21 protein-coding genes are annotated in these 26,364 nt (G+C 65.9%); 8 read left to right on the plus strand and 13 right to left on the minus strand.

What is annotated here, in order from left to right:
- Positions 1–156: 156 nt before the first annotated feature.
- Positions 157–723 carry a Uma2 family endonuclease gene (locus EDC02_RS22915; protein WP_123603734.1) on the plus strand — a complete coding sequence of 189 codons (567 nt, stop codon included), beginning with the start codon at positions 157–159 and terminating at the stop codon, positions 721–723.
- Between the two features lie 26 nt (positions 724–749).
- Here EDC02_RS22915 and EDC02_RS22920 read toward each other — a convergent pair whose 3' ends face one another.
- Entirely contained in the window at positions 750–1,571 is an 822-nt protein-coding gene (locus EDC02_RS22920; protein ID WP_123603735.1) for an SDR family oxidoreductase, read from the minus strand.
- 219 nt (positions 1,572–1,790) lie between these two features.
- Here EDC02_RS22920 and EDC02_RS22925 point away from each other — a divergent pair, with 219 nt between their 5' ends.
- Positions 1,791–3,179 (plus strand): IS1380 family transposase, encoded by a 1,389-nt coding sequence (locus tag EDC02_RS22925; RefSeq protein WP_199757464.1) that lies wholly within the window; start codon positions 1,791–1,793, stop codon positions 3,177–3,179.
- Between the two features lie 91 nt (positions 3,180–3,270).
- Complete coding sequence (locus EDC02_RS22930; RefSeq protein WP_199757737.1) at positions 3,271–3,816, plus strand: EcsC family protein; 546 nt, start codon at positions 3,271–3,273, stop codon at positions 3,814–3,816.
- Between the two features lie 106 nt (positions 3,817–3,922).
- On the opposite strand, the gene EDC02_RS22935 is transcribed toward EDC02_RS22930, so the two are convergent.
- The 4 genes from EDC02_RS22935 to pglX form a co-directional block, all read right to left on the minus strand.
- Positions 3,923–4,351, minus strand: coding sequence for a hypothetical protein (locus tag EDC02_RS22935; protein WP_233606236.1), 429 nt, complete (start codon positions 4,349–4,351; stop codon positions 3,923–3,925).
- A gap of 3 nt (positions 4,352–4,354) precedes the next feature.
- Positions 4,355–4,981: a hypothetical protein gene (locus tag EDC02_RS22940; protein WP_123603736.1), complete on the minus strand. Its 627-nt coding sequence runs from the start codon at positions 4,979–4,981 to the stop codon at positions 4,355–4,357.
- Positions 4,981–5,238 (minus strand): hypothetical protein, encoded by a 258-nt coding sequence (locus tag EDC02_RS22945; RefSeq protein ID WP_123603737.1) that lies wholly within the window; start codon positions 5,236–5,238, stop codon positions 4,981–4,983. The genes EDC02_RS22940 and EDC02_RS22945 overlap by 1 nt, the downstream gene beginning before the upstream one ends.
- An 84-nt stretch (positions 5,239–5,322) precedes the next feature.
- Positions 5,323–8,856: a BREX-2 system adenine-specific DNA-methyltransferase PglX gene (pglX, locus tag EDC02_RS22950; RefSeq protein WP_233606237.1), complete on the minus strand. Its 3,534-nt coding sequence runs from the start codon at positions 8,854–8,856 to the stop codon at positions 5,323–5,325.
- A gap of 33 nt (positions 8,857–8,889) precedes the next feature.
- On the opposite strand from pglX, the gene EDC02_RS22955 reads away from it, so the two are divergent.
- Positions 8,890–9,645, plus strand: a complete 756-nt coding sequence (locus tag EDC02_RS22955; RefSeq protein ID WP_123603738.1) for an AAA family ATPase — start codon at positions 8,890–8,892, stop codon at positions 9,643–9,645.
- On the opposite strand, the gene EDC02_RS22960 is transcribed toward EDC02_RS22955, so the two are convergent.
- From EDC02_RS22960 to pglW, 6 genes are all read right to left on the minus strand, one after another.
- A complete protein-coding gene (locus tag EDC02_RS22960; RefSeq protein ID WP_199757738.1) occupies positions 9,584–10,543 on the minus strand; it encodes a hypothetical protein in 960 nt (319 codons plus the stop codon). The two genes, EDC02_RS22955 and EDC02_RS22960, sit on opposite strands and share 62 nt — an antisense overlap.
- A gap of 109 nt (positions 10,544–10,652) precedes the next feature.
- Entirely contained in the window at positions 10,653–11,534 is an 882-nt protein-coding gene (locus tag EDC02_RS22965) for a radical SAM/SPASM domain-containing protein (RefSeq protein WP_123603739.1), read from the minus strand.
- A gap of 111 nt (positions 11,535–11,645) precedes the next feature.
- On the minus strand, positions 11,646–13,343 hold the full coding sequence (locus tag EDC02_RS22970; protein WP_233606239.1) for a DUF262 domain-containing protein: 1,698 nt from the start codon (positions 13,341–13,343) through the stop codon (positions 11,646–11,648).
- Positions 13,344–13,350: 7 nt separating this feature from the next.
- Positions 13,351–14,208, minus strand: coding sequence for a hypothetical protein (locus EDC02_RS22975; RefSeq protein ID WP_148083566.1), 858 nt, complete (start codon positions 14,206–14,208; stop codon positions 13,351–13,353).
- Positions 14,198–15,529 carry an AAA family ATPase gene (locus tag EDC02_RS22980; protein ID WP_123603741.1) on the minus strand — a complete coding sequence of 444 codons (1,332 nt, stop codon included), beginning with the start codon at positions 15,527–15,529 and terminating at the stop codon, positions 14,198–14,200. Before EDC02_RS22980 ends, EDC02_RS22975 begins: the two co-directional genes overlap by 11 nt.
- Positions 15,483–19,901: a BREX system serine/threonine kinase PglW gene (gene pglW / locus EDC02_RS22985; RefSeq protein ID WP_233606240.1), complete on the minus strand. Its 4,419-nt coding sequence runs from the start codon at positions 19,899–19,901 to the stop codon at positions 15,483–15,485. Before pglW ends, EDC02_RS22980 begins: the two co-directional genes overlap by 47 nt.
- Between pglW and EDC02_RS22990 the strand changes: the two genes are divergently transcribed.
- From EDC02_RS22990 to EDC02_RS23000, 3 genes are all read left to right on the plus strand, one after another.
- Positions 19,891–20,775 carry a hypothetical protein gene (locus EDC02_RS22990; protein ID WP_148083567.1) on the plus strand — a complete coding sequence of 295 codons (885 nt, stop codon included), beginning with the start codon at positions 19,891–19,893 and terminating at the stop codon, positions 20,773–20,775. The genes pglW and EDC02_RS22990 overlap by 11 nt on opposite strands.
- A 125-nt stretch (positions 20,776–20,900) precedes the next feature.
- The gene (locus EDC02_RS22995) at positions 20,901–23,075 is read left to right on the plus strand and encodes a hypothetical protein (RefSeq protein ID WP_148083568.1); all 2,175 of its coding nucleotides are present in this window, start codon (positions 20,901–20,903) and stop codon (positions 23,073–23,075) included.
- Positions 23,072–23,749 (plus strand): hypothetical protein, encoded by a 678-nt coding sequence (locus tag EDC02_RS23000; RefSeq protein WP_123603744.1) that lies wholly within the window; start codon positions 23,072–23,074, stop codon positions 23,747–23,749. Before EDC02_RS22995 ends, EDC02_RS23000 begins: the two co-directional genes overlap by 4 nt.
- Positions 23,750–23,764: 15 nt before the next feature.
- Here the strand turns inward: EDC02_RS23000 and EDC02_RS23005 are convergent, their stop codons facing one another.
- Positions 23,765–24,796 carry an IS630 family transposase gene (locus tag EDC02_RS23005; RefSeq protein WP_148083366.1) on the minus strand — a complete coding sequence of 344 codons (1,032 nt, stop codon included), beginning with the start codon at positions 24,794–24,796 and terminating at the stop codon, positions 23,765–23,767.
- Positions 24,797–25,022: 226 nt separating this feature from the next.
- Here EDC02_RS23005 and EDC02_RS23010 point away from each other — a divergent pair, with 226 nt between their 5' ends.
- A complete protein-coding gene (locus EDC02_RS23010) occupies positions 25,023–25,505 on the plus strand; it encodes a hypothetical protein (protein ID WP_123603745.1) in 483 nt (160 codons plus the stop codon).
- Positions 25,506–25,881: 376 nt separating this feature from the next.
- Here the strand turns inward: EDC02_RS23010 and EDC02_RS39665 are convergent, their stop codons facing one another.
- The gene (locus EDC02_RS39665; protein ID WP_148083569.1) at positions 25,882–26,190 is read right to left on the minus strand and encodes a hypothetical protein; all 309 of its coding nucleotides are present in this window, start codon (positions 26,188–26,190) and stop codon (positions 25,882–25,884) included.
- Positions 26,191–26,364 lie beyond the last annotated feature (174 nt).

Genomic DNA, 26,364 nt, shown 5'->3' on the forward strand with positions numbered 1-26,364 from the left:
GCGAGCCCGCACCCAGCGTCAGGCCGGCCGGTCACACCGATGACACGGACAGAAATCCTAGTTGCGGCAAATCGACCCAAAAGGTCTGGCAGCCTGCTCATCGACAGAGCCGGCGGTATCTTGAGGTGGTAGCCGATCGCCGGTCAGGAGGCGCGGATGACTGTCGAGATGGTCGCGCCGGCTTGGATGCACGAACAGGTCACGGCCGAGCAGTACGCGACGTGGACAGAAGAGCAGTGTGCGGGCATTGAGATCGTGGATGGGATGGTGCTCGTGAGTCCGAGTGCCTCCAAGCGGCACAATCGCCTGGCCAGGCTGCTGGCGAACGCTCTGGATGGTGCCGCCGGGCCGGATTGGAACGCTGACACCGACTTCGATGTTCGGCTCCAGGACGTGCCGCTGAACAACCGTCGTCCCGATGTGACGGTTTACCGGGCGGACACCATCGACGTCACCCCGACCCGCCCCGAGCATGTGCTGCTGGTGGTCGAGGTGGTCTCTCCCGGATCGGAAACGACCGACCGGATCGTCAAGGCTGACCAGTACGCCAGGGTTGGCATCCAGTTCTACTGGCGGGTCGAGCAGGCCGCCACTGGCGCACCGCTGGTCTACACGTACGTTCTTGACCCGGCGACTGGGCGCTACCGCGATGGCGAGATCTTCACCGGCGTCGTAAAACTGACCGCGCCCTTCTCCGTTGAAGTCGATCTCGGCCAACTCTGAACGCCACGCGGCGAGGTCGGGCGGGGTCAGGCGGCTGCCGGGGTGTCGACGTCGCCGACGCGGTCGAACCCCGCCCTGCGGTTGAGGTTGCCACTCAGGCGCGCCGCCCGCTTGCGGCTCAGGACGCGGGAGGCGAACGCGATGGCGCGATCGGACAGACCGCCGGGGAATGAGATCTCTTTGCCACGCGCGAAATCGTCGAGCGACTTCGCCGCGATGCGCTCGGGCGAGACGGCTCTGGTGTGCATCTTTGCGGTGGTCCCGTCGAAGAACCCGGTCGCGACAGGTCCGGGATGCACCGCCATCACCCGTACTGCGGTGTCGTGCAGTTCCTCGGCGAGGGCTTCGGTGAACGACAGCACGAACGCCTTGGTCGCGGCGTAGCTGGCCTGGAACGGCATGGGTTGGAAGCCGGCCACCGAGGACACGTTGATGATGCCGCCGTGGCCACGCTCCAGCATGTGGCCTCCGATGCTGTGCACGAGGCCCATGAGTGCGGTGATGTTGAGCTCGACCGAGTCGACGTTCGGAGCCAACGGGCGGGTCAGGAACGGGCCGACCGCTCCCATGCCTGCGTTGTTGATCAGCAGGTCGATCTCGACACGCTGCTCGGCGAGGGCATCGACGATGGCACGCGGCGCGGCGCGGTCGGACAGATCAGCGGCGAGTACGACGATCTGGGACTGGTGGGTCTGCCGCAGTGTCGCGGCGAGCTTCTCCAGCGCTTCGGTCGAGCGGGCGACGAGGACGAGGGCGGCTCCGCGGGACGCGAGTTCCCGTGCGTACGCCTCCCCAATGCCCTTCGAGGCCCCGGTGATCAGCGCAGTGGTTCCGGCAAACGAGTGCATCAGGACGTACCTCTCCGGGCCACCGGCCCCACCATGTTACTTCGAGCCTCGAAGCATAGGCTACTTCGAGTCTCGAATCAAATGCGGTCGGCCCCGCTAAGCCTCGATCCACCGATGAAGGTTTGACCGGCAGGACCCCGGCTACAGAAAGTGCCCTCTGAACTGGAAGGATAGGAGTTCTGACGCTTCTATCACTCGGTTCGAGAGGGCACCTCGCAGGTGAGAATACGCCAGGACGCGCCGGTGGTGCGCGCGACGTTCGACGATCCGAATCTGGTGTCGTGTGCCGGTCTCGTTCCGGTGATGCGCCTTGCCGAGCAGGCCGGTCTGCACGACGCGGTCGCAGACCGGGTCAGGCTACCGACGGACAAGGGCGCGAACCCGGCCGGCAAGGTCGCCACGATCGTGGCCGGGATGCTCGCGGGCGCGGACAGCATCGACGACCTCGACATCGCCCGGCACGGCGGCATGCGGTCGCTGTTCGGCGGCGTGTACGCGCCGTCGACACTCGGGTCGTTCCTGCGTACGTTCACCCACGGGCACGTACGGCAGTTACAGGCCGCCGCCCGCGACACCCTGATCGGTCTGACCGGCCGGGCACCGATCCTGACCGGCGCCGACACCCTGTGCTTCGTGGACATCGACTCCATGCTGCGGCGGGTGTACGGCAAGCAGAAGCAGGGCATCGGGTTCGGCCACGCCAAGGTCGGCGGCTACAACGTCTACCTGCGCGGCTACAACCCCCTGGTCGCGACGCTGTCCACCCCGCTGTCCGCGCCGGTGATCGCCGCCACGAGGCTGCGGTCGGGTAACGCCGGCTCGGCCCGGGGCGCCGCCACCATGATCGCCGAGGCCATCACGACCGCCCGGGCATGCGGCGCTTCGGGGGAGATCATGGTGCGAGCGGACTCGGCGTTCTACGCCAAGACGGTGATCAGCGGCTGCCGGCGTCGTGGCGTGCGGTTCTCGGTCACCTGCCGCATCGACCCGAAGATCCGCGCCGCGTGCGACGGCATCGCCGCCGACCAGTGGGTCGACATCACCTATCCGCAGGCCGTCTGGGACGAAGACGCCGGCCGGTGGATCTCCGACGCGCAGATCGCCGAAACCACGTACACCGCGTTCGCCGGCACCCGACACGAGGCGACCGCCCGGCTGATCGTGCGCCGCGTCCGCCGCGACGACCCGCAACAGATCCCCGGCCAGGACGAACTCCTGCCGACCTACCGGTACCACGCCGTGTTCACCGACAGCCCGTACACCCTCGTCCAGGCCGAAGCCCAGCACCGGCAACACGCGATCATCGAGCACGTCAACGCCGACCTGATCACCGGGCCCCTCGCCCACCTGCCCTCCGGACACTTCAGCGCCAACGACGCCTGGCTGACCTGCGCCGCGATCACGCACAACCTCACCCGCGCCGCCGGACACCTCGCCGCGGGCACCTGGTCGACCGCCAGACCCGCCACCATCCGGACCCGGATCATCACCGTCGCGGCCCGCCTCGCCCACCGGGCCCGCACCATCCACCTACACCTGCCCGAGTACTGGCCCTGGCAGGCGGCGTTCGACAACCTGTTCACCGCCGTCCAGCCGGCACCCGGCTGACCACACCCCACCAGCCGAAACCAGGCGGCCCGACCACAGGCCACAATCCCCGTTCCACCTCGAACCCTCACCCTCGGAGCAAGCCGATCACGTGATCGGCGACTCCCTCACGCCCGCCCCACCACCCCAATACAGAAATGTTCAACCAACATTTAGCGGCAACCGCGTCGGTGGATCGAGGCTGAGTACCTCGATCGCGTCGCGCATCGCGTACTCCTACGGCTACGACGCCAAAGACCCCTCGGAGCAAGCTTTTATCGAACGCCTGGTGCACCGGTCCTTCATGGCACAGGCGGCCAAGGTGGGGCCGCTGCGCGACACCGCACGAGCGGCCAGCGCTCTGAAGGGACGCGTGAATTGGTCAGCCAAGCTCCGCGCGGACCATCGCCTCGTGATCGCCCTTGAGAAGTTGCTGCAGCATTTGGGTCCGGCTGGTGCCAGGGTCCCAGTTCAAAACGTCGCCAAGGCCGTGCCCGTCGTGGGCGTCCTCATCGGTGCAGGGGTGAATTCCACAGTCCTCGGCGGCGTGGCCGCCGATGCCCAGCGGTACTGCCAAACCCGTTTCCTGTGTGACAAGTATGGACTGCCGATGCCGACCGCACTGGCCACCTATCAGACCGAGACCGACGCCCTGTAAACCGTAGATGAGCTCGAATTGGCAAGACAGCAGAGATCCAAGCACGCCTACAGGACTACTCTAAAGAACTACGCAACCCGGTCCGATCAGTAGCTCGGCACCGCCATCAGAGTCGACTTGCGGTATCGACAGCGCTGGCGAGGATGGCATCGATATCGTCACTGCTAGCCCGACCTTCACCGAGCACATGCATGATAGTTAGGCTCTGGATCTTACCGGCCATCTCAGGATCGAAGTCGGACTCGACATCGGGGTCGAGTGCCGCCTTCACCAGGCGTTCCGCAGCGTTTGCGTCGATCTCGCGCGGATCTACCGGAGCAGCCGCGCGCAACTCGGCAACGAACTGCACGATGTCGGCTTCACTAGCAACCTCCGATAGGCGATGGTTGACGGCGTAGTAGAAGACGATGCCCATCAGGGTGGAGAAGTCACCCCAGCCCTTGGTGTTCAGCTGGGCTTCCAGGCGATCGTTCTCGGCGTAGTCACCCTTCAGCATCGTGCGAAAATATTCGACCAAGTCAGGCTCAATCTTCATAATTTACTTCCCTTCACGGCGTTTCTTGTATTTTTTCCACATTTCGCGACCCACTACGGCAGTGGCACCGGCAGCCATGATCACGGCAGTCACCGGATTGTCCACACTCGGGCGATCAGCAGGGATCGGCTCCGGCGCTACCGTCGTAGCACTCTCCGACCCCGGCTGGATCTTGAACAGGTCGAGAATTTCTTTCCCCGTCTGCATCGTCTTTTCCGCGTTCTGCAGGTGTTCCTCAGCGGAGTCGGCCTTCTGCACGAAGCGACGCGCGAACCGGTCGGCCCTGCTGCCCGCCCCCTCGGCCTCTGCCACAAGACGTTCACCTGAGACATCGATTTTGGGGTCAGACGGAGGCGCCACGCCTGGAGCAATATGGTTGACGTAGTTGACGATATGATCGCAGATATCGTTCAGGATGCCAGCGACCCGATCGGCTTTCGCCCCAGCGATCTGCGCCTCGGCGATAGCGGTCTTGATGGACTGATCGGTGCTTCCGCGAGCAGCTTCCGAGTAGTGCACGGCGGCTTGGTTGGCGTCTGCCTGTGCGCGGTTGGCGGTCACGGCTGCGGCAAGCAGCCGCTCCCGCGCAGCGTAGAGCCGCGCTACGACGTCGCCGAGGGTCCCGGACATCAGAGCTTGGCTACGTAATCGTTCGCGTTCTGGACAGCAGCGCCAAACCGCCGGATCGCCAGCTCAACCTCACGTTCCAACGAGTCCAGCTTCGCCTTTGCCTTCTCGACCTCGTCATGGGCGCTGTCATGCATCGTGGCCCGCGCCAGGGCACCCGCTTCCGCAGCCTCGGCGAGCGCCTGTTCAAGGATCTGACACCCTTGCCGGACTGCTTCGTTGCCCAGCTCGACAGTGCGCTTCACATCGTCAACGCTCATCGACCACCGCTCCGTCGCCCTCCCGGCACCAGCCGAACCTATCGGACACCGGCACCGTCCAACAGGGTCAGACGGTACCGACTCCTACTCGGGGAGGCCGCGGAGCAGGGACAGGGCGGTGCGGTCGGAGCTGAGGGTGGACAGCTCGGTGTCGATGAAGTCGGTGTAGAACTGTGCCGGCGAGCCGGGATAGCCGGGCCGTTCTGCGGCGTACCACTGGTGTAGCCACGGCTCCAGCTCCAGCAGGCCGGCGAGCAGCGGCAGCAGACGGTGCGCCTCCCACGCCTCCTGACTGCGCCGATTCACGTACACCGTGGCCAGCGCCTGCGCCTGCGCCAGGTGGTCCCAGCCGGCCCAGCCGAGCAGCAGGCTGGAGTCGGTGTCACGACCCATTTCCGGGTACGAGATGAAGCGCTCCTTCGGCACGTCGAGCTTGCCGCGTGCCCGCCAGTACGACGGCCGGACGAAGTCCGCCGAGGTGTACTTCGGCGGCACGTCGATCTCGACCGTCTCCCCGGCGTCCTCACGCCGCTGCCTCTCCCAGGTCTGCTCCCACAACACCCGCTTGCGCAGCCCGGACGGCTTGTAGCGCTGCTTCGGCAGAAACGGCACATGCTCGGTCGTGAGCAACTTGTCGAGCGCGACGACCAAGCTCACGCCCTCGTACTCCGGCAGCAGCGCCAACACCTGCTGGAAGTCGGCGTCGCCGGCCACCCGGTCGGCGAGCTGTGCCACCGACAGCGGCTCCGGCGTGCCGCCCCACAGCTCGGGAGCCTCCAGCCGCTCCAGCAGCCAGTCCCGCAGCGCCGCCGCCTGCATCTTGTCCCAGCCATCGGTGGACCAGCGTCGCTTGCACTCCGGACGCTCGATTAGCTGAAGGTGCCGGTTGCCAGCCGTGGCAGCGATCCGTCGTTCGACCAGGTCGCGGTAATCCGCTGGCCAGTCGGGGCTGGGCTTGTCCACCGGTACGGAGTCGTGCCGCACGAACCAGGCCGTCTCCACACCCTGCCGGACCATGGTGATCTCGAACGCCCGCTCGCCGAGGCTCAGCCCTGGCGGGTCCGGATGGGTCAGGTCCTCATCCATCAGCCCGTAGAGCCGGTAGACCTCCCAGTCCAGCTCCTCCTGGAGTGCGATCATCCGCGCGCGGACTAGGTCGTACTCGGCACGCGCCAGGGCCAGCCGCTCCACAGTCGGCACCCCCGACCCGGCCACTGCCGCCGGAGTCAGCTCACCCAACCGCTGCGCCAACGCATCCAGCTCCCGCGCCCGCCCCAACGGATACTCCGCCGGTAACGGAAAGCGCTGGAGCTTTGTAGCATTGAATTGATAGAATCTCTCCCACTCTTGACTCTTAAAACCCTCATTAATACCCTGACTCCCTTTATTGTGACTCACTTGCTTGAGCCAAAAACAGGAAGTCGAGCTGTTAAGCACCCCAAGCAACCGTAGGAAATCTTCCTCGGTTGCACCATCCGGCAACTTGATTACGGGTGCCGTCTGCTTGAAAACCTTCCCACCCCGATCCAAGACGAAATGGTTATGCGTCGCCACCTCGGCATAGGAAATTGACAGCGGCTCCCGAAGGCGATGTAGTGCAACCTGATGCCATTCCCACCACTTTCTACCTTCAACCCGGTACGACGTCTTTGCAAAAGTTCGCCGAGCCCACAGGGTCGTTTTCGCCAGCCATAGGCGCCGATACAAACTTGGGAAGTCCTCGATATTTAGAAGACCATCGAGATCATAGGGGAAATATGAATGATCACTGCTACCAATTATGTAATCTCGGACCACCTCACCAACAACAACCTGACGATGCACCTCTGGCTCGATGCCAAACCGGCACATCACAGAAGCAGCTGCCAGCATTGCCGAATCCGCATTTGTCTGCCCAGTGTAACCAATATGCGAGACATGCTCATCGAGAGTTATCAATATTTGATTCAAGGCCGCAAATGTTTGCGTTGCATCCCCTCCAGCTAGGCTCCAGGGGAACTTGCCAAGTTCGTCACGAGGCAAATTGGCAACAGTTACCCAACTCGACGTCGACCCCTCGCGGTCAATCTGCTCTACGATTGCCTGCCAGACGAGCCCGTCAGCCGGGTTCTCTGGGGCAGACGGCTCCCCCCGCACCCCGAGGACAGCGCGGACGACCGGGAGGCGGCGTCGGGCGTTGGTGCGGCCGATCAGGATGACGGTCGGCGTGCCGTGGCCGGGGATGTAGGCACCAGAGGTGTCGATGACCTCGCTCAGCTCGACCTCGTGGGCGAAGTAGTCCTCGATCAGCTTCTTGCCGAATTCGCGCTTCATGAAGGCATTGCCGGTGATCTGGCCGACGAAGCCGGCGCCCTCGCCGTACTCGTCGGATTTTTTCGCCAGGTCGAAGAAGCGCTTCGCGAAGGGCACCGTCAGCGCGTACTGCCGGTGGCAGACGCTCGGGTAGATGCTGCGGTAGAGCTTGTTGCGGGCCGGGTCGGCGACGGTGATGTAGGGCGGGTTGCCGACGACCACCGTGTACTGGCCGACCTCCAGATACTCGGCGAGCAGTTCGTCGTCTTCGCTCTCGTAGGCGAAGACCTGCTCCCCCTCAAGAGCTGCCAGCAGGTCACCTTGTGCGCGGGAGGCGCGGCCCCACTCCAGCAGGGAGTCGCCGGTGGCGACGCGGACCGGGAAGGCGGGGCAGCGTTCGAGCTTGTGCCACTTGCCGAGCTTGATCGCGGCGACCAGCAGCCGGAAGCGGGCGATGGCGACCGCGAAGGCGTTGATGTCGACGCCGGTGACCTGGCCGAGCGCCCGGTCGACGATGGCCCGGATGTCGGTGGTCGGCTCCCGCTTGCGCCACTCGCGCACCAGCCGGTCGAACGCGCCGAGCAGGAAGTGGCCGGAGCCGCACGTCGGGTCGATCACCTTCATCTCGGGCAGGCCGAACTCGCTCAGCGCCGGCTCGAACGTCCGGTCCAGGATGAACTTCTCGACGAACACCGGGGTCTGCAACAGCGCGTACGTCTTCTTCGCGTGCGTCGACAGCTCCTGGTAGAGGTCACCGAGGAAGCGGGTGTCCAGGGTCGCGCTGCGCAGCGACACCCGGCCCTCCCCCGTACGGAAGAAGTTGCTCAGCCCCTCCGCGGCCGCGCCGGAGATGTCGAACCGCCACACCGGGTTGTGCTTGTCGAAGATCTGCGCCGTCGGGCGCAGCCTGCCCAGGTAGCGGAACGCTTCCCGCAGCCAGTGCCGGTCGTTGTGCAACGAATGCTCGGCCTCGATCAGGTACGCCTGCCGCCGCTGCATGCCCGTCTCGGCCGGGGCCGCCGGGTCGTCACCGCCGATCCACAGCCCGTCGATCAGCTCGTTGTCCTCGCAGAAGCGGACGAAGACACAACCCAGCACCCAGGCCACCGCCGCCTGGTCGAGCACGTCCTCCAGCCACACCTCGAACGCGCCGGCCAGCCGCTCGGCCTTCTTCGCCTTCTCGTACTCCTGCAGCAGCTCGGCCCGCAACGACAGCGACTCCGGCTCCGCGAGCCGCTTACGCAGGTCGTCGACCAGGTGTTTCACCTGCGCCTGCATCGCCTGCTGGAGTCGCCGCCGCGCGTCTTCGTCGAGTTCATCGAGCACGGCTGCGATCCTACGGGCAGGAGGTGATCACAAATGTTCGTGCGTCGCGCCTACCTGCCGACCCGGCCGCTGACCCCGGCCGATCAGGCTCGATGGCCGTACACCATCCCTGCTGTGGCCAGGCTGGCTGATCAGGGCGTCGATTTCCCCACGCCGGTGACTCTGCTCGCCGGTGACAACGGCACCGGCAAATCCACCCTGGTCGAGGCAATCGCGGTCGCCGCCGGGTTTAACCCTGAGGGCGGCGGCACATCCTTCCGGTTCACCACCCGCGCCACCGAATCCCCGCTCGGCGAGCACCTGGTGCTGCAACGTGCCCCCGGCCGCAAGCCCCGCACCGGGTTCTTTCTGCGCGCCGAGTCGTACTACAACGTTGCCACCGAGATCGAGCGCCTCGACGCCGACCCCGACTCCCCACCTCTGCTCGGTGCCTACGGCGGAGTCTCCCCACATGAGCGCTCGCACGGGGAGTCGTTTCTCGACCTGGTCAATCATCGCTTCGGCCCGCAAGGGCTCTACCTGCTTGACGAACCGGAGGCAGCGCTGTCCGTACACGGCTGCCTGGCCCTGCTGCTGCGCATCGCCGACCTGGTCGACCAGGGTAGTCAGTTCATCATCGCCACCCACTCGCCGATCCTGCTGTCCAGCCCTGGCGCGACGATCCTGCAAATCGACGCCGCCGGCACCATCGCCCCGGTTGACTACGACCAGGCCGAACCGGTCGCCCTCACCCGAGCGTTCCTGGCCGACCCGGGCCGGTTCCTGCACCACCTGCTCGCCGATCGTTGACCAAGCGCAGCAGATGCCGGTAGGAGCCGGGCTCAGCGCCCAGCGCCCGCAGCACTGTGCCAACGTGCGCATAGACGGCGCTCTCAGCCGGATGGCCGTCGAGGTCACCTCGGTCGAGCATTCGCCCGGCGATGTACAGCTGGCTGAGCATACCGTCACGGCTGTCCAGCTCAGCGAAATACCGGGCGCGCACCAGCCGCGCGACAGGTGGTGCGGCCAGGCTGTGCAGGTACAGGCTGGCCGCGTCGAACCCGGCCGGAGCCAACCCCCAGCCTTCCCAGTCCAGCACCCAGCAGCCCGGACTGGTCAGCTGCGCCCAGTGCAGGTCCGCGTGCGCGGGCACCCACTGATGTACATCGACCGGCAAGGCCTCATCCCAGATTTGGATCCGGGACGCGAGCCGCTCATTATCCACCGCGACCCGATCCGTCTCGACCTCAGTCAGGAAGGAGAGGGTGCCGCCAAGTCGCATCCACCACATCTCGCTCAGCGCCGGCACCGCAGTCAGCGCCGCAGTCCGGCTGCACGTCGGCTCGTCGACGTGACTCATCAGGTCGGCGCGGAACCGTAGATCGCTCTCCGCGTGCTCCCAACTGCGCCACACCCGGGGCAGCCGCAGCCCGCCCAACTGCTGCGAGGCGGTGGCGTTGCCGTCCCAGAACACCCCGACTTCTCCGTTGACAGGTTCCCCGACCAGCCGCAGCCACCCGTCGTGGCCGTCGTCGTCCACCCGTGCACCGGTCGATCGGTTACGCCATCCGTACCGGAACTCACCCACCAGCTCAACCCGCAGGGCGGCAGCGGCCCGACGCAGCGTCGACGCCAGCCGCCGCCGGTGGTCCTCAGCGTCGTCCTCTGGCCAATGGTCCTCATTCGGTAGCCACCGTGTGTGCTTCACACTGTCAGCATCACCCAGCCACCTCGGTCACCGCGAGCCCACCACGGATGTCCGGAGAGTCAGTGACCTGCCGGGAACGCGGCCGCCTGGAAGGGTTAGGTCCGACCGGTCAGCGGTAGTACGGCCAGCACCGCTTCGCCGGCGCACAGGGGTTGCACGACGGACTACACGAGGGTGAACAGGTCGGCTGGCACCGCGCTGGCGCGCACTGCGGCCCGCACGGCTTCGGCCGCTTCCCGAAGGCCGACCTCAGCTCGGCCCGCACCTGCGCCGTACCCTGGCCGGTCAGGATCGAGGCGAGATTCGCCTCACGGACGTTGCCGACTGGCAGCCAGCGCGAGAACACGCACGGCCAGACCGCACCGTCGGCGCCGACCGCCAACACACCCGACGCACAGTTGCCGCACAACTGCTCTACACCCAAGGCGTCGCCGCCTACCCCACGGCCCACCTGCCGGAGCCGGTCCACACCCACCTCTGTCGCACCCAGACCACGCAACTCGGCAACCGCAGCCTCCACGCGCTGGCCACCGCCCAGGTCGACCACACCTACCCGCAGTGGAATCGACCGGCGCACCGCCTCACCGATGTTGGCCCGAGTACGAGCGTGCGAGCCGGCCCGACCGGTGACCGCAGCGTGCTGCCCGGCCTGATCGGAGTAGTACGAGCAGGCCAACCGCACCCCCTGCTGGGCGAACAGCTCCCACATGGCCGGCGTGACATACACGAGGTTGGAGAACACCTCCACCTCCAAGCCGGCGGCCAGGGCATGCCTGAGTAGATCTGGAAGATCTGGATGCAGAGTCGGTTCCCCACCGATGAACTGCACCATCTCGACGCCCAGCTCCACCGCCTGGTCGATCACCCGCCGCCAGTCCACTGCAGTCATTGAACCGTGCCCGCCGGACGGACCGCTGGCGGCGTAACAATGCCGGCACTCCAACTGGCACCTACCGGTGATCTCCAGCCACACGAACGACAGATCCACCATCCCAGGCCCGCCCCTCTCGAAGGAACGTCAACCCGGAGTATCGCAACAACCACCCAAGATGTTCATCAATTTCCACCGAGAGATGCCCCAGTCGAAAATTCGGCTGCGGGGTCACTCGTCGTGCTCGGTGTCGTTGTCGGCCACGCCGGTCATGTCCGGCCCGAGCGTCACGCCCAGCCCTTTCGCGAACGCCCGCAGCCGCTCCTGCAACACCTCGGCCCGCAGCGCCAGGAACCCCTCGTGGTCGCCGGCCAGCAGCTTGAGAAAGGCCCGCTCGTTGATGCAGTGGCTGGCCAGCAGCCTCGTCACGTGCTCCCGGCTGATGGTGCGCTCCAACTGGCCTTCCCGCAGCTCCTTGAACACCCCCAGCGGGTTGTCCCCCGGGCTGGTCGGCAGGATGATCCGGTTGGCCGCCGTCGAATGGCCGGGCACGATCGCCCGGTACGCCTGCGGCACCCCGCCGGCCAGCCGCTTCACCACGTCGAACTCCTGCCCGAGCGCGTCCCGGCGGACCGGGAACTCGTGCGCCTCCCACGCCACGTACGCCAGAGTCCGGGCGCTGTTCAGGTTGAACGGCTCCGGCATCGGCTGCACCGCGCCGACGTCCAGCTTCAGGGTCGGGGTCGCGCCGGAGGCGAACGCCTTCATCTCCGCCAAGCCCTCACGGATCCGGGTCGAGTTGGCACCCGCGAACGACCCCGCCCACGACGTCACCCAGAACCACTTCTCCAGCTCCAACCGCTGGTTACCGGTCGGCTCCGGCCGCTGGTGGAAGAAATAGGTCAACAACACCAACTGATGCGAGTACGGCAACAGCGCCGCCAACGGCAACCCTGCCGCCCGCAGCAGCTCCACCGCCTTGTGCACTGCGGCATCGGTGGCCGGCACCGCATCAACCAGCCGGTTCTGGACCCGGTCGGCAAGCTTCTCCCACCGTGGGCTCATCACATCCGGCTCGTCGGCGATCGCCAGCACAGACCGGAACAACGCCATCCGGGGCAGCTCCCCGAACCCGGTCGCCGCCACCGACTCCGAGATCGCCTTGAGTCGCTCGCTGAGCGGCCGTTGGTACTCCCGGTGGGTCAGCGCGGAAACGACCTGGTCCGCCTCCATCCGCACACCGCGCCGGTTCAGCCGAGTATAGACCTCGACCGCCTCCCGCAGGTGCGCGCCGCGCAACCTGACCAGCGGGATCCGGAAGCTGCGGATCCGCTGCGCCACCCGCTCCGCCTCGTCGACCAGCCGGTCCAGCCGCTCGCCAGGGCCGACCGTGAGCTCCAGATGCCGGGCGAACCGGAGGAAGTCCGCCGTAGAGTTCACCGACCGCATCGGCAGAAAATGCACCGGTACGCGAGCCGGCGGCGAGCCCTGCGCCCGGTGGTGCCGATAGCGCTCGGTGTCGGACTTCGGCTCCAGGTCCCGGTAGATCCGCCACTTCCACTCGGTCTGGTCATTAGGGCTCGGCGGACGGCCCTGCCGGCGCAGCACCCCGAACAGGGTGGAGAGTCGCTGATGCCCGTCCAGCACGTACGCCACCGGCAGCCCCGATGGTGCCGGTTTCACCGGTACCTCGCCGACGTGATCCAGCGACGCCACGTCGTCGGTGGTCTCCCACAGCAGCAGATACCCGATCGGGTAGCCCCGCTCGATGCTGTCGAATAGATCCAGCATCTGCTCCGGCCGCCACACGAACGGCCGCTGGAACGCCGGCACCCGGATCCGGCCGGTGGCGATGCCGTGCAGCACGTCGCTCAGCATCGTCACGACAGGTTCGAGCTCGCCGTCACCCCGGTCGCTGAGCATGCTCATCAGTGTCCTACAGGATCTCGTGGATCATCGTGAGGATCTGCCGCAGTTCGGCCACCACATCCGGCCCCAGCTCATGGAAGTCGTCCTCGTTCAGGTCCAGCGGCCGGTCCCACAAGCTCGGCATGCTTCCCCTCCTACCGACGAACGTATGTTTGAGGTGTAAGTAGCCGCGCTGCCGGGGAATGGTAGCCCGGATCTGCCGAACGGCCCCCGGCTTGCCGGGGAAGACCGCCTCCCAGACCCGGAACGGCACGTAGTTCTCCATCATCCGCCAGGTCAGGACGTGCACGTGCCGGGCACCAGCGCGACGGGCTTCCTCCGCCTTCTGCTCGTTCGGGCTCGGTACGTCGTGGCTGGTCCGGTCGCTGTCGAACAGGACGGCTACCCGAATCACCACCGCGAACTCGCCGCACTCGTCTGCGGTGAGCTTCGGCATCTGCCCGGTGCCACCGCCGTTGCAGAACTTCAACCATGCTCGGCGGGGATGCAGGGCGTAGCTCAACCGCTCATCGCGCAGTGCCTCGGCGACCGCCCGGATGAAGCCGCCGTCGCCGAGGCGGTTCTCCACCACCAGTACGGCCGGCTTCTGCAGATCCTCAACGATGTCCTCCAGGCGCTCAGCGGTGACCGGCTGCTCGCGACCGTTACGAGGCCGCGGGTTTGCCGACTCCTCCAGTGCCTTGGCCGCCCACTCCTCCAGGATTGTCTGCTGCAGATTCAGGTCCCGGACGAAGTCGTCGACCAGCAGGGCCTCCTGCGGCGTGGGATGCCACTCGTGCCGTTCCTTGGCGATCATCTTGAGCAGCGCGATCAGCGAGGTGCGCTCGCCTGCCGTGAGCACTGCAGGTTCAATGTCAAGAAGCATCTCCCCTCCGCTCCGCCTGGGCACGGGCGAGCGCGCGGACCTCGTGGTAGTCCTGGGAGAAGTAGCCCGGCGGCCAACTGTCGTCGAGGTTGCCGAGGCTGTCCAGCGGGATGCGACGGGCGGACGAAACCCCGTTGTACTGCTCCACCACGTAGATGGCGACCATCTCCGGGCCGTAGTCGTTGTCCATCTCGGCGATCCGGCGCCGCAGTCGCAGCAGCAACGTCTCACTGTGCGTCTCGATCAAGAACTGGGTCCCGGTGTCCTTGGCAACCGCCAGATAGAGCTCGGCCAGCTCTGCATGGGCGTACGGATGGAGGTGCGCCTCCGGCTCCTCGATGATCTGCAACGGCGGGTCCGCCGCTCCATTCTCAAGCTCGTCGATCGCACACTGTGCCAGGATCGGCAGTACCTGGGCCAGGCCACTGCCTGCGTCAGCAAGGTTGATCTTCGCCTTGGATCCGTCCCGGACCAGCACTGTCGACCAGAGTGGCCCGGCCTCAGTCTCCGCAAGCCGCCAGCCGGGCACGATCTCGCTCAGCTTTGTGTTGATCTCTGCCAGCAGTCGGCCGTCCGCCCGCCGCTGGCTGTCGGCCAGCAGACCGGCCAGCCCTTCGCCCCTGATACCGAGCCCGGCCGGCGTGCCGATCGGCATCCGGTGCTGGCGGGCCACCCGTTCCCGGTACGGCCCCAGATAGCGGATCGGACCAGGGCGCAACTGACGTAACAGGTCATCAAGCTCCGGCAGCTCACCGGGAGCCGGCAGCAGACCCGCGAAACGCACCGATCTCGTCCGGGTCGGCTGGCCCGTAACGCGGATCTCGTATTCGATCGTGTCGCCGTACTCGGGATCGATCTGCGCCGACGCTGAGATCGGGTCAATGTCCCGGGAGTCCAGCATCGGGTCCATAAACGAGGACGCCACCAGCTCGATCGTGCCGACCGGGTCGGTGCTGTCGTCGGTGTCGATCCGCAGGGCCGCCACGATGGCGCTACGCTGATTGTCGATGTACTCCAGGTCGGCCCGGAGCGTGTACGGCACCGGACCATCGAGGGTCAGGCCGATGGTAAGTGGCTGGATGGTGCGCTGGTCGTGGTAGAACTCGCGCAGGTCGTCAACCGCGTCCGGGCCGAGGCGTTCGAGGTCCAGTGGGGACGGTGAGGTGGTGTCGAAACCGGTGGCGATCACCAACGGCGCACGGGTCAGGGCACTCTTGCCGGAGTTGTTCTTGCCGAGCACCACCGTGATCGGTGCCAGCTCGATCTCCTGCCGGTTACGGAACCCTCGGTAGTTCTCCAGAAGCAGCCGTCGGATGGGCATGGTGGATAGTCCTACCAGATGTGGCGGTCAGCCAACGACCCGGAACCCACAGCGACTGACTCGCCGGTGACGTCAACGGCAACTGGTAACCATCCAACATGGCCGGCTCCGGTTTGCGGGCCGGCACCAGCAGCAGCCGCGCCGCCGGCCGGGGCCGGGTCAGATCCGCCAACTCCGCCAGCAGCTCCACCTGGCCGTACCGGGCCAGCGGCGCCGCCTCGGTCAACAGCACCGGCGCGTCCGTGGCCAGCGCCGCCCGCAGCGCCGGCACCACCTCGTGCCGGACCAGATCCACCAGGCTACGGAAGTTCGCGTCGGTGGCCGAGCCGGAGTCCGCCGCCACCAGCGCCTGCCACGGGTAGCCGAGCGCCCGCAGCCGGTCCAGCAGAATCCCGGTCACGTCCACCTCGGTCAGCGCCAGCCGGGTCAGCAGCTCCCGCCGGGCCACGGCCAGCTCCCGCAACGGCGTCAGCACCGCCAGGAACGCCCGCCGGTCGATCGCCCCGGCCAGCTTCGCCGCCACCTCATCGGCCTGCCACAGCGGCGGGGCGAACCCGCCGGTGACCGTGGCACCCCGGGTGCCGCTGAGCACCGACGGCAGCGCCGGCGGCGCGTACACCCGCTGCTCGGGATCCCAGTCAAGCCCGGCAATGTTCAAGACCAGTTTGTCGAGCTCCGGCCGGCCCGGCAGCTGCTGCGCGCGTGGGAAACGGGCCCGTACCCGGCCGATGATCTCGTCCTCGCGCAGCCGCTGCCCGGCGATGCTGCCAGCGGCCAACCGCAACGCCCGCTCGGCCGGCAGGTCCACCGGGTAGAGCTGGCCCTGCCCGTTGACGTCGGCCCGGCCGTTACTGCCGGCGGCCGCCAGCTGCAGCAGCCGCAGCTCCGGCACCACCGGCATCGTCGGCGGCGGCGGGACCGCAGCCAGCTCCGCCACCGCCCGCTGCCGGGTCGGCAGCGGATCGGCCACCGCCAACTCGGTTGCGCGGCTGCCGAGCGCCACCACGTACGACAGCAGGTCGGCGGCGGTGGTCGTCGCCGCCGGATCCACCGGCTCCCGGCCCACCAGCACCGTCGACGAGGCACGGAACCGCTGGATCGCCAACCGGGCGTCCCCGCCGGTGGCCAGCTCCGTCTCCACCGCCGCCCGGACCAGGCCGACCGCCTGAGCGGTGCGCTTCGGCTCCGACGTGAACGAGCCGTGCGTGGCGATCAACGCATCGGCCAGCTCCGCGGCCGACATCACCGACCCCCGGCTCTCCACCAGGGCGACGATCTCGTCGCGTACCGCCGACACGAGCTCGTTGCCCGACCAGACCTGCACCTGCTTGCGCAACAGGGTCGAAATCTGCGGCTGGGTCTGGCCGGTCCGGCGCGCCACCTCCCCCTGGGTCGGCCAGTGCACCCACGTGTCGTCGCCCGGTGCCGGCTCCTGGCCCAGCAGCACCGCCAACGTCGTCCGACGCTTGCTCGTGCGGCCCGTCTCCGCCGGCAGCAGCGCGGCGCAGAGCGTCTCCATGCCCCGCGTCGCCACCCCGGCGGCCTGCTGGCCGTCGCCGCCCTTTTCCGCCCCATCGACATCGCCGACGCCGTCTGCCGGGTCGGCCGCCAGCAGCGGGCGCAGCGACCGGGCGTACGACAGGATCTCCTTGCGGGTCGCGTCCGGCACACCCTGCGCGGTGACCAGCCTGGCCGGTTTGGCCTGGAGCAGATCCCGCACGGTGACCAACCCGAGCCGGCGCACCGCCGAGCGGGCCCGCTCCGTCAGCGGCGACTGCTCCAACACGGTGTCCAGGCTTGCCACTGACACCGCCGCCGGCGACGCCAGCCCGCCGCCGGCCACCGGCACCTTACGGAAGATGTCCCGCCAGGCGTCGAGCATCTCCTCGGCGGTGTCGAACCGGTCGGCCGTCTCCCGGGCCAACGCCCGGCCGAAGAAGTCGACCAGCCGGTCCGCGACCGCTGGCTCGAACATCGCCGGATCCAGGGTCACCTCGTCGCTGACCGCCGCCGGATTGGCCCCACCCCACTCCGGCAGCGACCCCGTCGCCATCTCGAACAACGTCACTGCGGCGGCGAACCGCTCCGCCGCCCGGTCGTAGCGCAGCCGCTTCGGCGGACCCAGGAACGGATCCAGGTAGCCGGCGGTGCCGGCGCTCAGCTGGTCCGTCGGGGTCGCGGAGAGCGAAAAGTCGAAAACGCACAGATGCGGCTGCCGGTCCTTGGAATTCAGCGGTCGGGCCGCAAGGTTCGCCGGCTTCAGATCCCGGTGCCAGATCCCCACCTCGTCGAGGTAGACGACGATCTCCAGCAGGTCCCGGCCGTACCGCTCCAGCAGATCCAGCGTCAGCCGGCCGCCCTGCAGCTCCTCGGCGAGGGTCCGCTCCCCCGCGCTCTCCATCAGCAGCGCCGTCCGGCCACCGACCGTGATCGGCCCCTGCACCAACGCGGCCACCCGCCGGTCCCGCAGCTTGCCCAGCGTCTCCGCCTCCACCGCCAGCCGGGCGGCGTGCTGCTCGTCGCGGGCCACCTTCAACACCAGCCGCCGGCCGTCCTTGCCGTCGACCGCCGGCTCGCTGACCAGCAGCGCCAGCGCCGTCGAACCGGCACCCAGGCGGCTCTGCACGGTGTAACCGATGTCGAGGACGTCGCCCTTGCGGGCAACGAGCGAATCGACCACCGGCTCCGGCTCCGGTGCCGTCAGCTCATCCCACACCTGCTCCAGGCGGGACCGGAACGCGGCGACACTCGGCGACCGGCGCGTCGGATCCCCCCGGGTCGCGTCGTAGACGGCGTCGACCAACGCCGCCGGCATGCCGTCGACCGCCGCCGCCAGGTTCACCCCACTGTCGCGTACGGCCGTCGCCAGCTCCTCGGCGCTGCCCGCCGGCGGCTGACCGGCGAAGATCCGGTAGCCGACCACGCCGAGCGCGAAAATGTCCAACTGGTGGCCGGGCGGACGGCCCTGCATCGCCGCTTCCGGCGCCTGGTAGCGCCGTACCTCGTCGTCGTGCAGCAACGTCAGACTGCCCGGGTCCGTCGACGAACCACCGGTACGGGTCAACCGGGTGTCTGCCAGCCGGCCACCGGTCTGCCAGTTCGTCACCACCAGCTGCGGACGCGACGAATCCGGATCACATACGTACACCGCGCCCGGATGCAGCGCCCGGTGCGCCAGCCGACGCGAATGCGCGTAGTCGACGATTTCCGCCAGGTCACCCAGCAGGTGCAGCCGCTGCGCCAACGTCAGCCGGTCACCCCGCTCCACCAGATGCTGGTCCAGGCGTACCCACTGCTGCTGATGGTCGAAGATCAGCGCCGGGCCCAGCGGATGATCGACCAGGTCGTGCGCCTGGGCGATCCCCGGGTGGTGGATGCCCTGCAGCAGCCGGAACTCCCGCTCGGCGGCGGCCCGGATCGCCGGGATCTCCTCCTCCGGAGCCCGGCTGGTCAGATAGAACCGCACCCGGCGCAGCAGCGCGGTGTCCATCACGTGCCCGGCGATGAAATCCTGCCAGCCGACGCCCTCAGCGAACGGACGCGGATGCATCAGCAGCTGCCCCACCTTGCGGTCGGCCACCGACGGGCGGATCTTCGCCCCCTTGACCAGAGCGACGATCTCCCGCCCCCGGGCCTCGTCGACCAGGTGGGCCGGGTTACGCGGCGCGGCCGTCAGCATCTCCCGCAGGCTCGGCAGACCCGATTCGGGCGCATCGTGCAGGCCGTACACATGCTGGCGGCCGATCGCATCCAGCTGCGACCGCATCGACCGGGCGTGCAGGAACACCGCCGCCCCGATGAACGGCGTACGGACCGGCTCGGCGGGCGGCTGACCGGCCGGCCGGCGCCGCTGACCCGCCTGCTTGCGCTGCTGCTCGGTCTGCCTGCGCTGCTGCTGCCGGGCGTAGTGGTCGATCAGGCTCGCCAGCCGCTTCGCCTTACGGTTGGCCAGGATCGTCGGATTGTCCTGCGGGATCAGCCTGGACGTCTTCGTCGCCCGGTGCACCCACTGGCTGCCGTCGCCGTACAGCTCACCCAGCCAGTGCTTGAGCTCCACGACGTACAGCCCGCTGGGGGTGAGCACCAGCGCGTCGACCTCGTTGATCGAGCCGTCGGACGCGACGAACTCGATGTTGGCCCAGACGTGGTACGGGTCGACATCCGGCAGGTACGAGGCCAGCTCCCGCAGGCCCTCCCGCTCCCACTCGTACCCACTGGGGTTGATCTGCTCCCACCTCGGCGAGTCCTGGCGCACCGACCGACGGTAGCAACGATCCGCCCGTACGCCGATCGCCCGTCCGGCCGGCACTCGACTCACACAGTGTCCGATGATGATCGTGGTGTTCTTGTAGATTCCCGGTATGGCATCCACGAATGACAGCGTGGCCTGGCAGGTCAGGCTGTCGGAGCGGCTCTTTCGCCTCAAGGAGTCCCTCGCGCGGGATGAAGGGCTGGAGCTGGACTTCTCGCCGGAATCCTTAGCCGGGCTGGAAGCGTTTCTGACCTCCTCGTACGAAGACACGGAAGACGTGCGCACCGACGAGGATGGTGAGTGGATCGCCGAGGGGGCCGCAGCCTATGTCGGTGAGTTGCTGCTGCGATCGGCCGGTGGCCACTGGGGGGAGGAGAAGGATCCGGCACCGTGGAACGTTCCGCCGATCCACGCCGACCAGGCCTTGGCGCTGCCACCTCTGGCTCCGCTGGGCTTGGTGCTGGCAGCGGTAGGCGGCGAGGGCGTGCTGCGGCGGCAGTACGCCGAGTGGACCGAGGCGGTGCGGGCCTATCAGGCCGGCCATCCGTCCTGGTCGCCGGCAAAACGGTGGACACCGGTCGTCGACCCGGTGCCGGTCGAGCAGTCCGAGCACGAATACCTGGCAAATTGGCTGGCCACGCAGGAACGAGCATTCCCCGGCTGGGTTCAGCAGTACGGCATGGGCATCACATGGGACTTCTCGCGTGCGTCTCTGGAGGCACTGGGCACGCTACTCCTGACGTGTGATGTGACGAACGCCGACTTCTTGAACGTAGCCGCCTGGTACGCCGGGGAGACGATGCGACGAGTGCGCGGCGGTGTCTGGAAATACCGGCACGGCGATCCGGATGCCAGCCCGTACCTTGGCCAGCCCTACCTCCGACAGCGGTCCGAAGACGGCGCCTTCGGGCGGCCCGTTCTGGCGATCAAGATAAGCCTGCGGCAGAACGACTTCAGCCATCTCCTGCGGCAGTACGACGCATACGTCTCCTAACACATCGATTGACACAATCGTCAAGTCTGAGAAACTAGACACAAGATTCGCCGACCGAGGGGCCGATCATGGTTCGTCTTCGTCCAACGTGCCGTGCGCTTGCCCTGTTGGTCGTGCTGTGCACGATGCTGCAACTAACCATCGGGATGTCGCCGGCGCTGGCCGGCCCGACGCCGATGTCCACCGCCGCGCCCAGCAAATGGAACGACCCGCTACCAGGCTACGGCCTCGACGATCCGCCGCTCGTCGGGCCATTGGAGGCGTTCAGCTACATCGCTTCCCCACACCTACTTATGTGGGCCGACCTTGATCCACCGACCGAGGACGAACTGCTCGGCTTGAAGCCCCGCGAGGAGTACCTATACGGCACCGTCTACCGCATGTTTGCGGAGTGGGACGAAAAGTACGGCGAGGCGATGGCCGGCAGGCCCGCCGCCGAGGTCAAAGCGAAATGGCGGACGTTCGTCAGGCGGCACGTGGCCGGCGTTGACAGCAACAGCCGGGGCGTCGCCTATGCCGAGTGGCTGTGGGGCAAGCTCGGCATCGCCGGCTCGCCGCAGTGGATATTCGATCAGCGGGTCCACCCTGACATCCCGGTCGAGCCCGACGCGTACCCGGCCAGCGACGCCATAAAGCGAATATACGAGGCCAAGGACACCCAGAGACTGAGCAAGCGCGCGCAGAATCAGCTCGGCGGATACGTCAAACTCGTAGACGCCACAGGCAACCAAGTATTTTACATCTCCCGCATCAAGCCGATCAAGAGCACGCTGAATCTGATAAGGGCAGCGAACGAGGAGACGAAGATCAACAAGGCCCGCGCGGCGGCGGGATTAGAGCCGGTTCCGGCCATCGTCGTCCGCCTCTATCCGGCGATCCCGCAGCCCGTCGCGCGGCCCGACCCGGACCACGTGACGGCGCTGGCTCGCCGAGGCATCGATGCTGCGGTCTCTGTTCCACCGACGGGCGGCGATGGAATCATGATGGCACCGGGTGCGGGCCAGCACCCTGTCGACGGCGCGCTGGGCGACGCAATCACCCACTCGCCAGACTCTCCAGAGGAGGCCGCATTCAGCCAGGAGGTAACTAACGGGCTCGGCATCGACCTAGGCAACGAGGACTTAGGCGCGGACGCGGTCGGCGGCGTTGACTTCGCCACTCTCGAACTGCGCTACGTCTCCGACACCTACCACGGCGGCTCCGGCTTGGCGTACGCGTTCAGCGCCGAGCCCACGCCGGAGAACAGCCCCTCCTACGGCGGGCAGCGCGCCGCGCTGCTGGCCTCCGACGCGTTCTTCGTTTGGATGGCGCTCCCGACCAGTGCGTTCACGGTCAACCTCAATCCGGACGAACCTGAGCGAATTATGGACACGCAGTTCAGCAAGACCGACGCTGGTCGGGTCCTGCTAGAAGCCGACCTTCAGATGAAGAAGACCGTCGCCAAGCTCATTCATCCTGAGTCCCCGACAGGGAAACCCTTCTGGACGGGCCTAGACGGCGAAAAGTGTGTGTCGATGCGGCAATGGATCGTGCCGGCACCGGCTGTGGTCCACGAAGACCAGAACCAGCTCTACATCATCGACGCACCGCTGTCGGTCAAGATGGAGACCGAAGTCGTCAACTCGGTCGGGGTTGGCGGTATGGATCCTGGCTGCCCGGGTCAGACCGAGGCGGACACCAAACGCAACGAGACTCTGTTTCGCGCGCTGATCCTGCCTCAGGTCGAGGAGGCGGTGAACAACGCACCGGAGTACGCCGACCTGCGCCGAGTCTACGTCAGCCGAGTCGCCGCCGAGTGGTACCGCGAACGCAGCGCCACCAAGCGCACCGCGTACTCCGATCTGATCGACCAAGGCAACGTCGACGACTGGACCGCCCGCGAGCCGTGGAGCCCAATCGAGGTCTGGCAGCGCTACGTCAGGTCCTACACCGACGGCGAGTTCACGTTCGAACAGCGAACCGAGCGCGGTGACGTCATCGAGATCGCAACCTACGTCTACGGCGGCGTTGACTTGACTGATATCCCCCGCTCCCGGCTCAGCGGCGACGCATTCGCCCAGCAGCGGCCCGAACTGCCCTCAGCCGTCGGCCAGGCCCCCTACACTCCGGTCATCGAGGAAGAAGAGAACTTGGTCTGGCTCGGCGGCCAGACCACCGCCCGCCCACTGACCGAATTGCAGGTGGTCCGACGCAGCCCCACCTCGGCTCCGGCATTCTGGATACTGACCACGTCACCGTTCCTGCTGTGGATAATTGGCGGCGCACTCCTACTCGTTCGACGACGGGTGCGGGCATCATGACCCGTACCCAGTTATCCACTCCCCGCCCGGCGGTGGTCTTCGCGGCCGCCTTTCTGCTAGCCGGCATCGTCGCCGCGCAGATTTCCTCGGCAGCTGGAAGCATCTATGCCATCCCGTACGCGTCGCGTTTCTACAGCGACCAGGCAGGCGATGAATCGGGGGGACAGCTCGCCGTCGTCGGCCTGGTGTTGCTGGCTGCCCTGTCATTGCTGACCGCTGTGATCTACGCCGTCCTCGCCCTACTGACAGCTCGCGGTCTGAACGCGGCGCGCGTGCTCACTTTAGTCATGATCAGCCTCTCTGTCATCCTGTGCATGGCGACCCTCATCCTTACCCCGTACCAGTCTCTTGACTGGTACCGCCGGCTCTCCCTCATCACGACATGGGTGACGTTCGTGTTCGCGATCGCGTCGGGGCTGCTGGTGGCTCTGCCTCGTGCGCAGGCGTACTTCCGCCCCGACCGACGGCCTCTCCAACCATTCACTCCCCTGACGCGGCAGCCACAGTCCTCATACCCGCCGCCACTGACCGCACCCCCGGTTGTGCCGCACCCCGGCGCAGCCCAGACAAGACAGGAAGTGGTGTCCGAGGTAGCCGAACCCGGAAGACACCAAACCGCTCCACTTCCCATCCATCCGCCGATAGCCATCGTTACCAAGAGAAATAAAAGTTAGCGGACTCAAGAAACCCTATTCGGTGATGTAGCGTAGGCTCGGGTCAGCGAAGAATGCGCGCACGATCTGCGGGGTTTCCTGGAGGCGCTGCAGAGCATTTTCCGCCGCGCCCATCAGTTCGCCGAGGCTGCGCACCACCTTCTTTCCGATTTGGTCATGCTTGACGTTCTTCCACACCCACTCATCGGGGTTGAGCTCCGGCGAGTACGGCGGAAGGATAAAGAGGCGCAGTCGATTGCCCACTTCCTCAGAGGCAAGGAACGTAGCCACCTTTTTCGCCGTATGGGCACTGGAGCCATCGACAACGAGGAAAATCTTCCCGGACACGTCGTGCAACAACTGCTTTAGGAACTCGATGAACTTGGCTGCGGTCATGCTGCCGCCGAACAGAGAGAAGTGGATCGCACCCTTGCTGCTGATCGCTGAGATCATGTTTACTGACAATCGCTTACCAGTGCCGATTACGACCGGGGTTTTTCCGACAGGAGCCCAAGTGGTTCCGGAATGGTAGTCAGTTCGTACACCGGACTCGTCTCCCCAGTAGATCACTGCGTCCTGAGCTGCGGCTTCTTCCTTGATCGCGGGGTACGTCTCCTCCTTCCAGCGGCGCACTAGATCTGGGTTCTGCTCGTAGGCGCGCACTAGCGGGCGCTGGGGAGACATTCCCATTCGGTGTAGCAGCCGCCCAACCGAGGGAAGGGATAGCGACACACCGAATTCTCGCTCTATAAGGTCGGCCACGATCTTGCGGGTCCACAGCCCAAAGTCAAACTCCAGCTGTTGCGGGTTCTTCTTCAGAAGAGCATACAGTCGCGCTTCTTGAATTCCCGAGAGTTTCGGTGGTCTACCTGTCCCCGATCTCACGGCCAAGGCTTCGGGCCCGCGATCACGGTAAGCTGCAATCCATCCGAACACCGTAGACCGGCCACAGTCCAGCGCCGCCGCTATCTGCGCAACGCTCGCTCCGTTCTCGGCCATACGCAAAGCGATCTGCCGAGTCTGTTCCAGCTCAGCCCTTGGAATCCGCTTTTCATCTTTCCTCGACACCAAATCAGGAGATCACAGATCAGGGCTTGCCGCAATACCTGACACTCTTTTGACTCCAGTAAGTTATGAACTGGTTAGTACCACCTCCCGAGAGGGCTCTAGATATACAAAACTCGCTGTAATCGCGACCAGCGTTGCTCTGATTGTCTTGGTCGGGTTTTTGGCCATTCTTCCATTTCAAAGTAGTTTAGAGCAAGCTCCGGGAGAGGAAGAAAAGGAACCGTCCTTGTACACGCAGGTTGACGACTTGTGCGAGGAGGTCGACACCTCGATCCTAGAAGCGGTTGTCGCCTTGGAAGCGGTCGAGCTTGAAGAACGTCCGGGAGACAATGATAGCGAAACTCAGGGCTGCCACCTAGCGTTGGATCCCGCCGGCCGCCCGCAGCCGGTCGGATTACAACTCTTCACTCACCTGTATCAGGACCAAGAGAGCGCGCTCGGCACGTTCGCCAGGACGAAACTTCTCGGATTCGGGATGGACCACGTCGAATCGATTGACGGAGCGTGGGACGATGGCGTGGCGATGCGCAAATCAGATCGGACGTCGGTTGAGATCCTCGTCGTGATCCGGCACCAAACACTTGTGCTCGTCGTGACCTTGCAGGCTTGGGTCTTGCCAGCACATCAAGATCAGCGGGCCGACCCGAAGGTGGCGCAGGCAGTTGTCGTGGAGTTCGTCGAGCACGTGCGCCAACTGATGGGGACGTAAAGTGACGAAAACGGATGACTGATCAACTCGGCATCGCCCACGATAAGCCGTCCAATTTGGATCGAATAACGTCCAACCAGATATACCGGGTTACAAGTGGTGATCACGACCGCCAGATGCCGAGCAGGTCATTCAGGACAACTGTCTGTCGATACCCCGTCCCGCTGGACCGTCACCGTTGCAGGCTTCGATAGGTCACTACTGGGAGGGAGGTGGTTCCTTGAGAATGGATATCCTTCTTCTCCACTATCCCCGCGACCACCGATACTATCAAGAAAATCACTAATCGCCTGGTCAAGATAGAAAACAATGATCTGATACTGACGCTCGAAATCGTCATGATCCCCGACAGTGAAGGTGGCCGACCATGACCCACCTACATGAAACGCCCTGTTGAAAAATAGTTGGCACCTTCGACATCTCGATGTGCCGACCAAACAACATAGCCGCCTTTGTGGGGCGCACTTCCATTGATGGTGACACATCGTCGAACTGGACCGACGGGGTAGTCTACGGATATTTCCTGACTCTTCGCAGAGTCGATGTTTATTTGTTGCACCTGTAACCGCACAGATTTTTCTTGATTTATCCCCTGCCACACGGCAACTGGAATAGCTATGACGGCAGCAAGAGTTGACGTGATTGTGAAGATCGCCAGCGTCTTCTGGCTCGGCCAATTTGGCATCCGTGCATCTTACACAGCCGCCAGTTGGGACAGACGATTCTATCGGCAATCTGTCACTTGAACCCGCCAGCAGACCGGCAGGCGGCGACAGGAGGCGACATGCCTACTCCCAGGACCCCGCTGACACGGCCCAGCCGGCTTGTGGCACTGCATCGACAGATGAATCCCAGGTCA

The sequence above is a fragment of the Micromonospora sp. Llam0 genome (assembly GCF_003751085.1).
GTDB lineage: Bacteria > Actinomycetota > Actinomycetes > Mycobacteriales > Micromonosporaceae > Micromonospora_E.

Bases quoted from the DNA above. Each gene is read 5' to 3' on its own strand.
- EDC02_RS22975 (WP_148083566.1), bottom strand. From the start codon at position 14,208: ATGCTTCTTGACATTGAACCTGCAGTGCTCACGGCAGGCGAGCGCACC.
- EDC02_RS22955 (WP_123603738.1), top strand. From the start codon at position 8,890: ATGTTCGTGCGTCGCGCCTACCTGCCGACCCGGCCGCTGACCCCGGCC.
- EDC02_RS22940 (WP_123603736.1), bottom strand. From the start codon at position 4,981: ATGTCCGGGACCCTCGGCGACGTCGTAGCGCGGCTCTACGCTGCGCGG.
- EDC02_RS39665 (WP_148083569.1), bottom strand. From the start codon at position 26,190: ATGCCAAATTGGCCGAGCCAGAAGACGCTGGCGATCTTCACAATCACG.
- EDC02_RS22920 (WP_123603735.1), bottom strand. From the start codon at position 1,571: ATGCACTCGTTTGCCGGAACCACTGCGCTGATCACCGGGGCCTCGAAG.
- EDC02_RS22915 (WP_123603734.1), top strand. From the start codon at position 157: ATGACTGTCGAGATGGTCGCGCCGGCTTGGATGCACGAACAGGTCACG.
- EDC02_RS22945 (WP_123603737.1), bottom strand. From the start codon at position 5,238: ATGAGCGTTGACGATGTGAAGCGCACTGTCGAGCTGGGCAACGAAGCA.
- EDC02_RS22980 (WP_123603741.1), bottom strand. From the start codon at position 15,529: ATGCCCATCCGACGGCTGCTTCTGGAGAACTACCGAGGGTTCCGTAAC.
- EDC02_RS23000 (WP_123603744.1), top strand. From the start codon at position 23,072: ATGACCCGTACCCAGTTATCCACTCCCCGCCCGGCGGTGGTCTTCGCG.
- EDC02_RS22935 (WP_233606236.1), bottom strand. From the start codon at position 4,351: ATGAAGATTGAGCCTGACTTGGTCGAATATTTTCGCACGATGCTGAAG.
- EDC02_RS22995 (WP_148083568.1), top strand. From the start codon at position 20,901: ATGCTGCAACTAACCATCGGGATGTCGCCGGCGCTGGCCGGCCCGACG.
- EDC02_RS22965 (WP_123603739.1), bottom strand. From the start codon at position 11,534: ATGGTGGATCTGTCGTTCGTGTGGCTGGAGATCACCGGTAGGTGCCAG.
- EDC02_RS22990 (WP_148083567.1), top strand. From the start codon at position 19,891: ATGGCATCCACGAATGACAGCGTGGCCTGGCAGGTCAGGCTGTCGGAG.
- EDC02_RS22970 (WP_233606239.1), bottom strand. From the start codon at position 13,343: ATGAGCATGCTCAGCGACCGGGGTGACGGCGAGCTCGAACCTGTCGTG.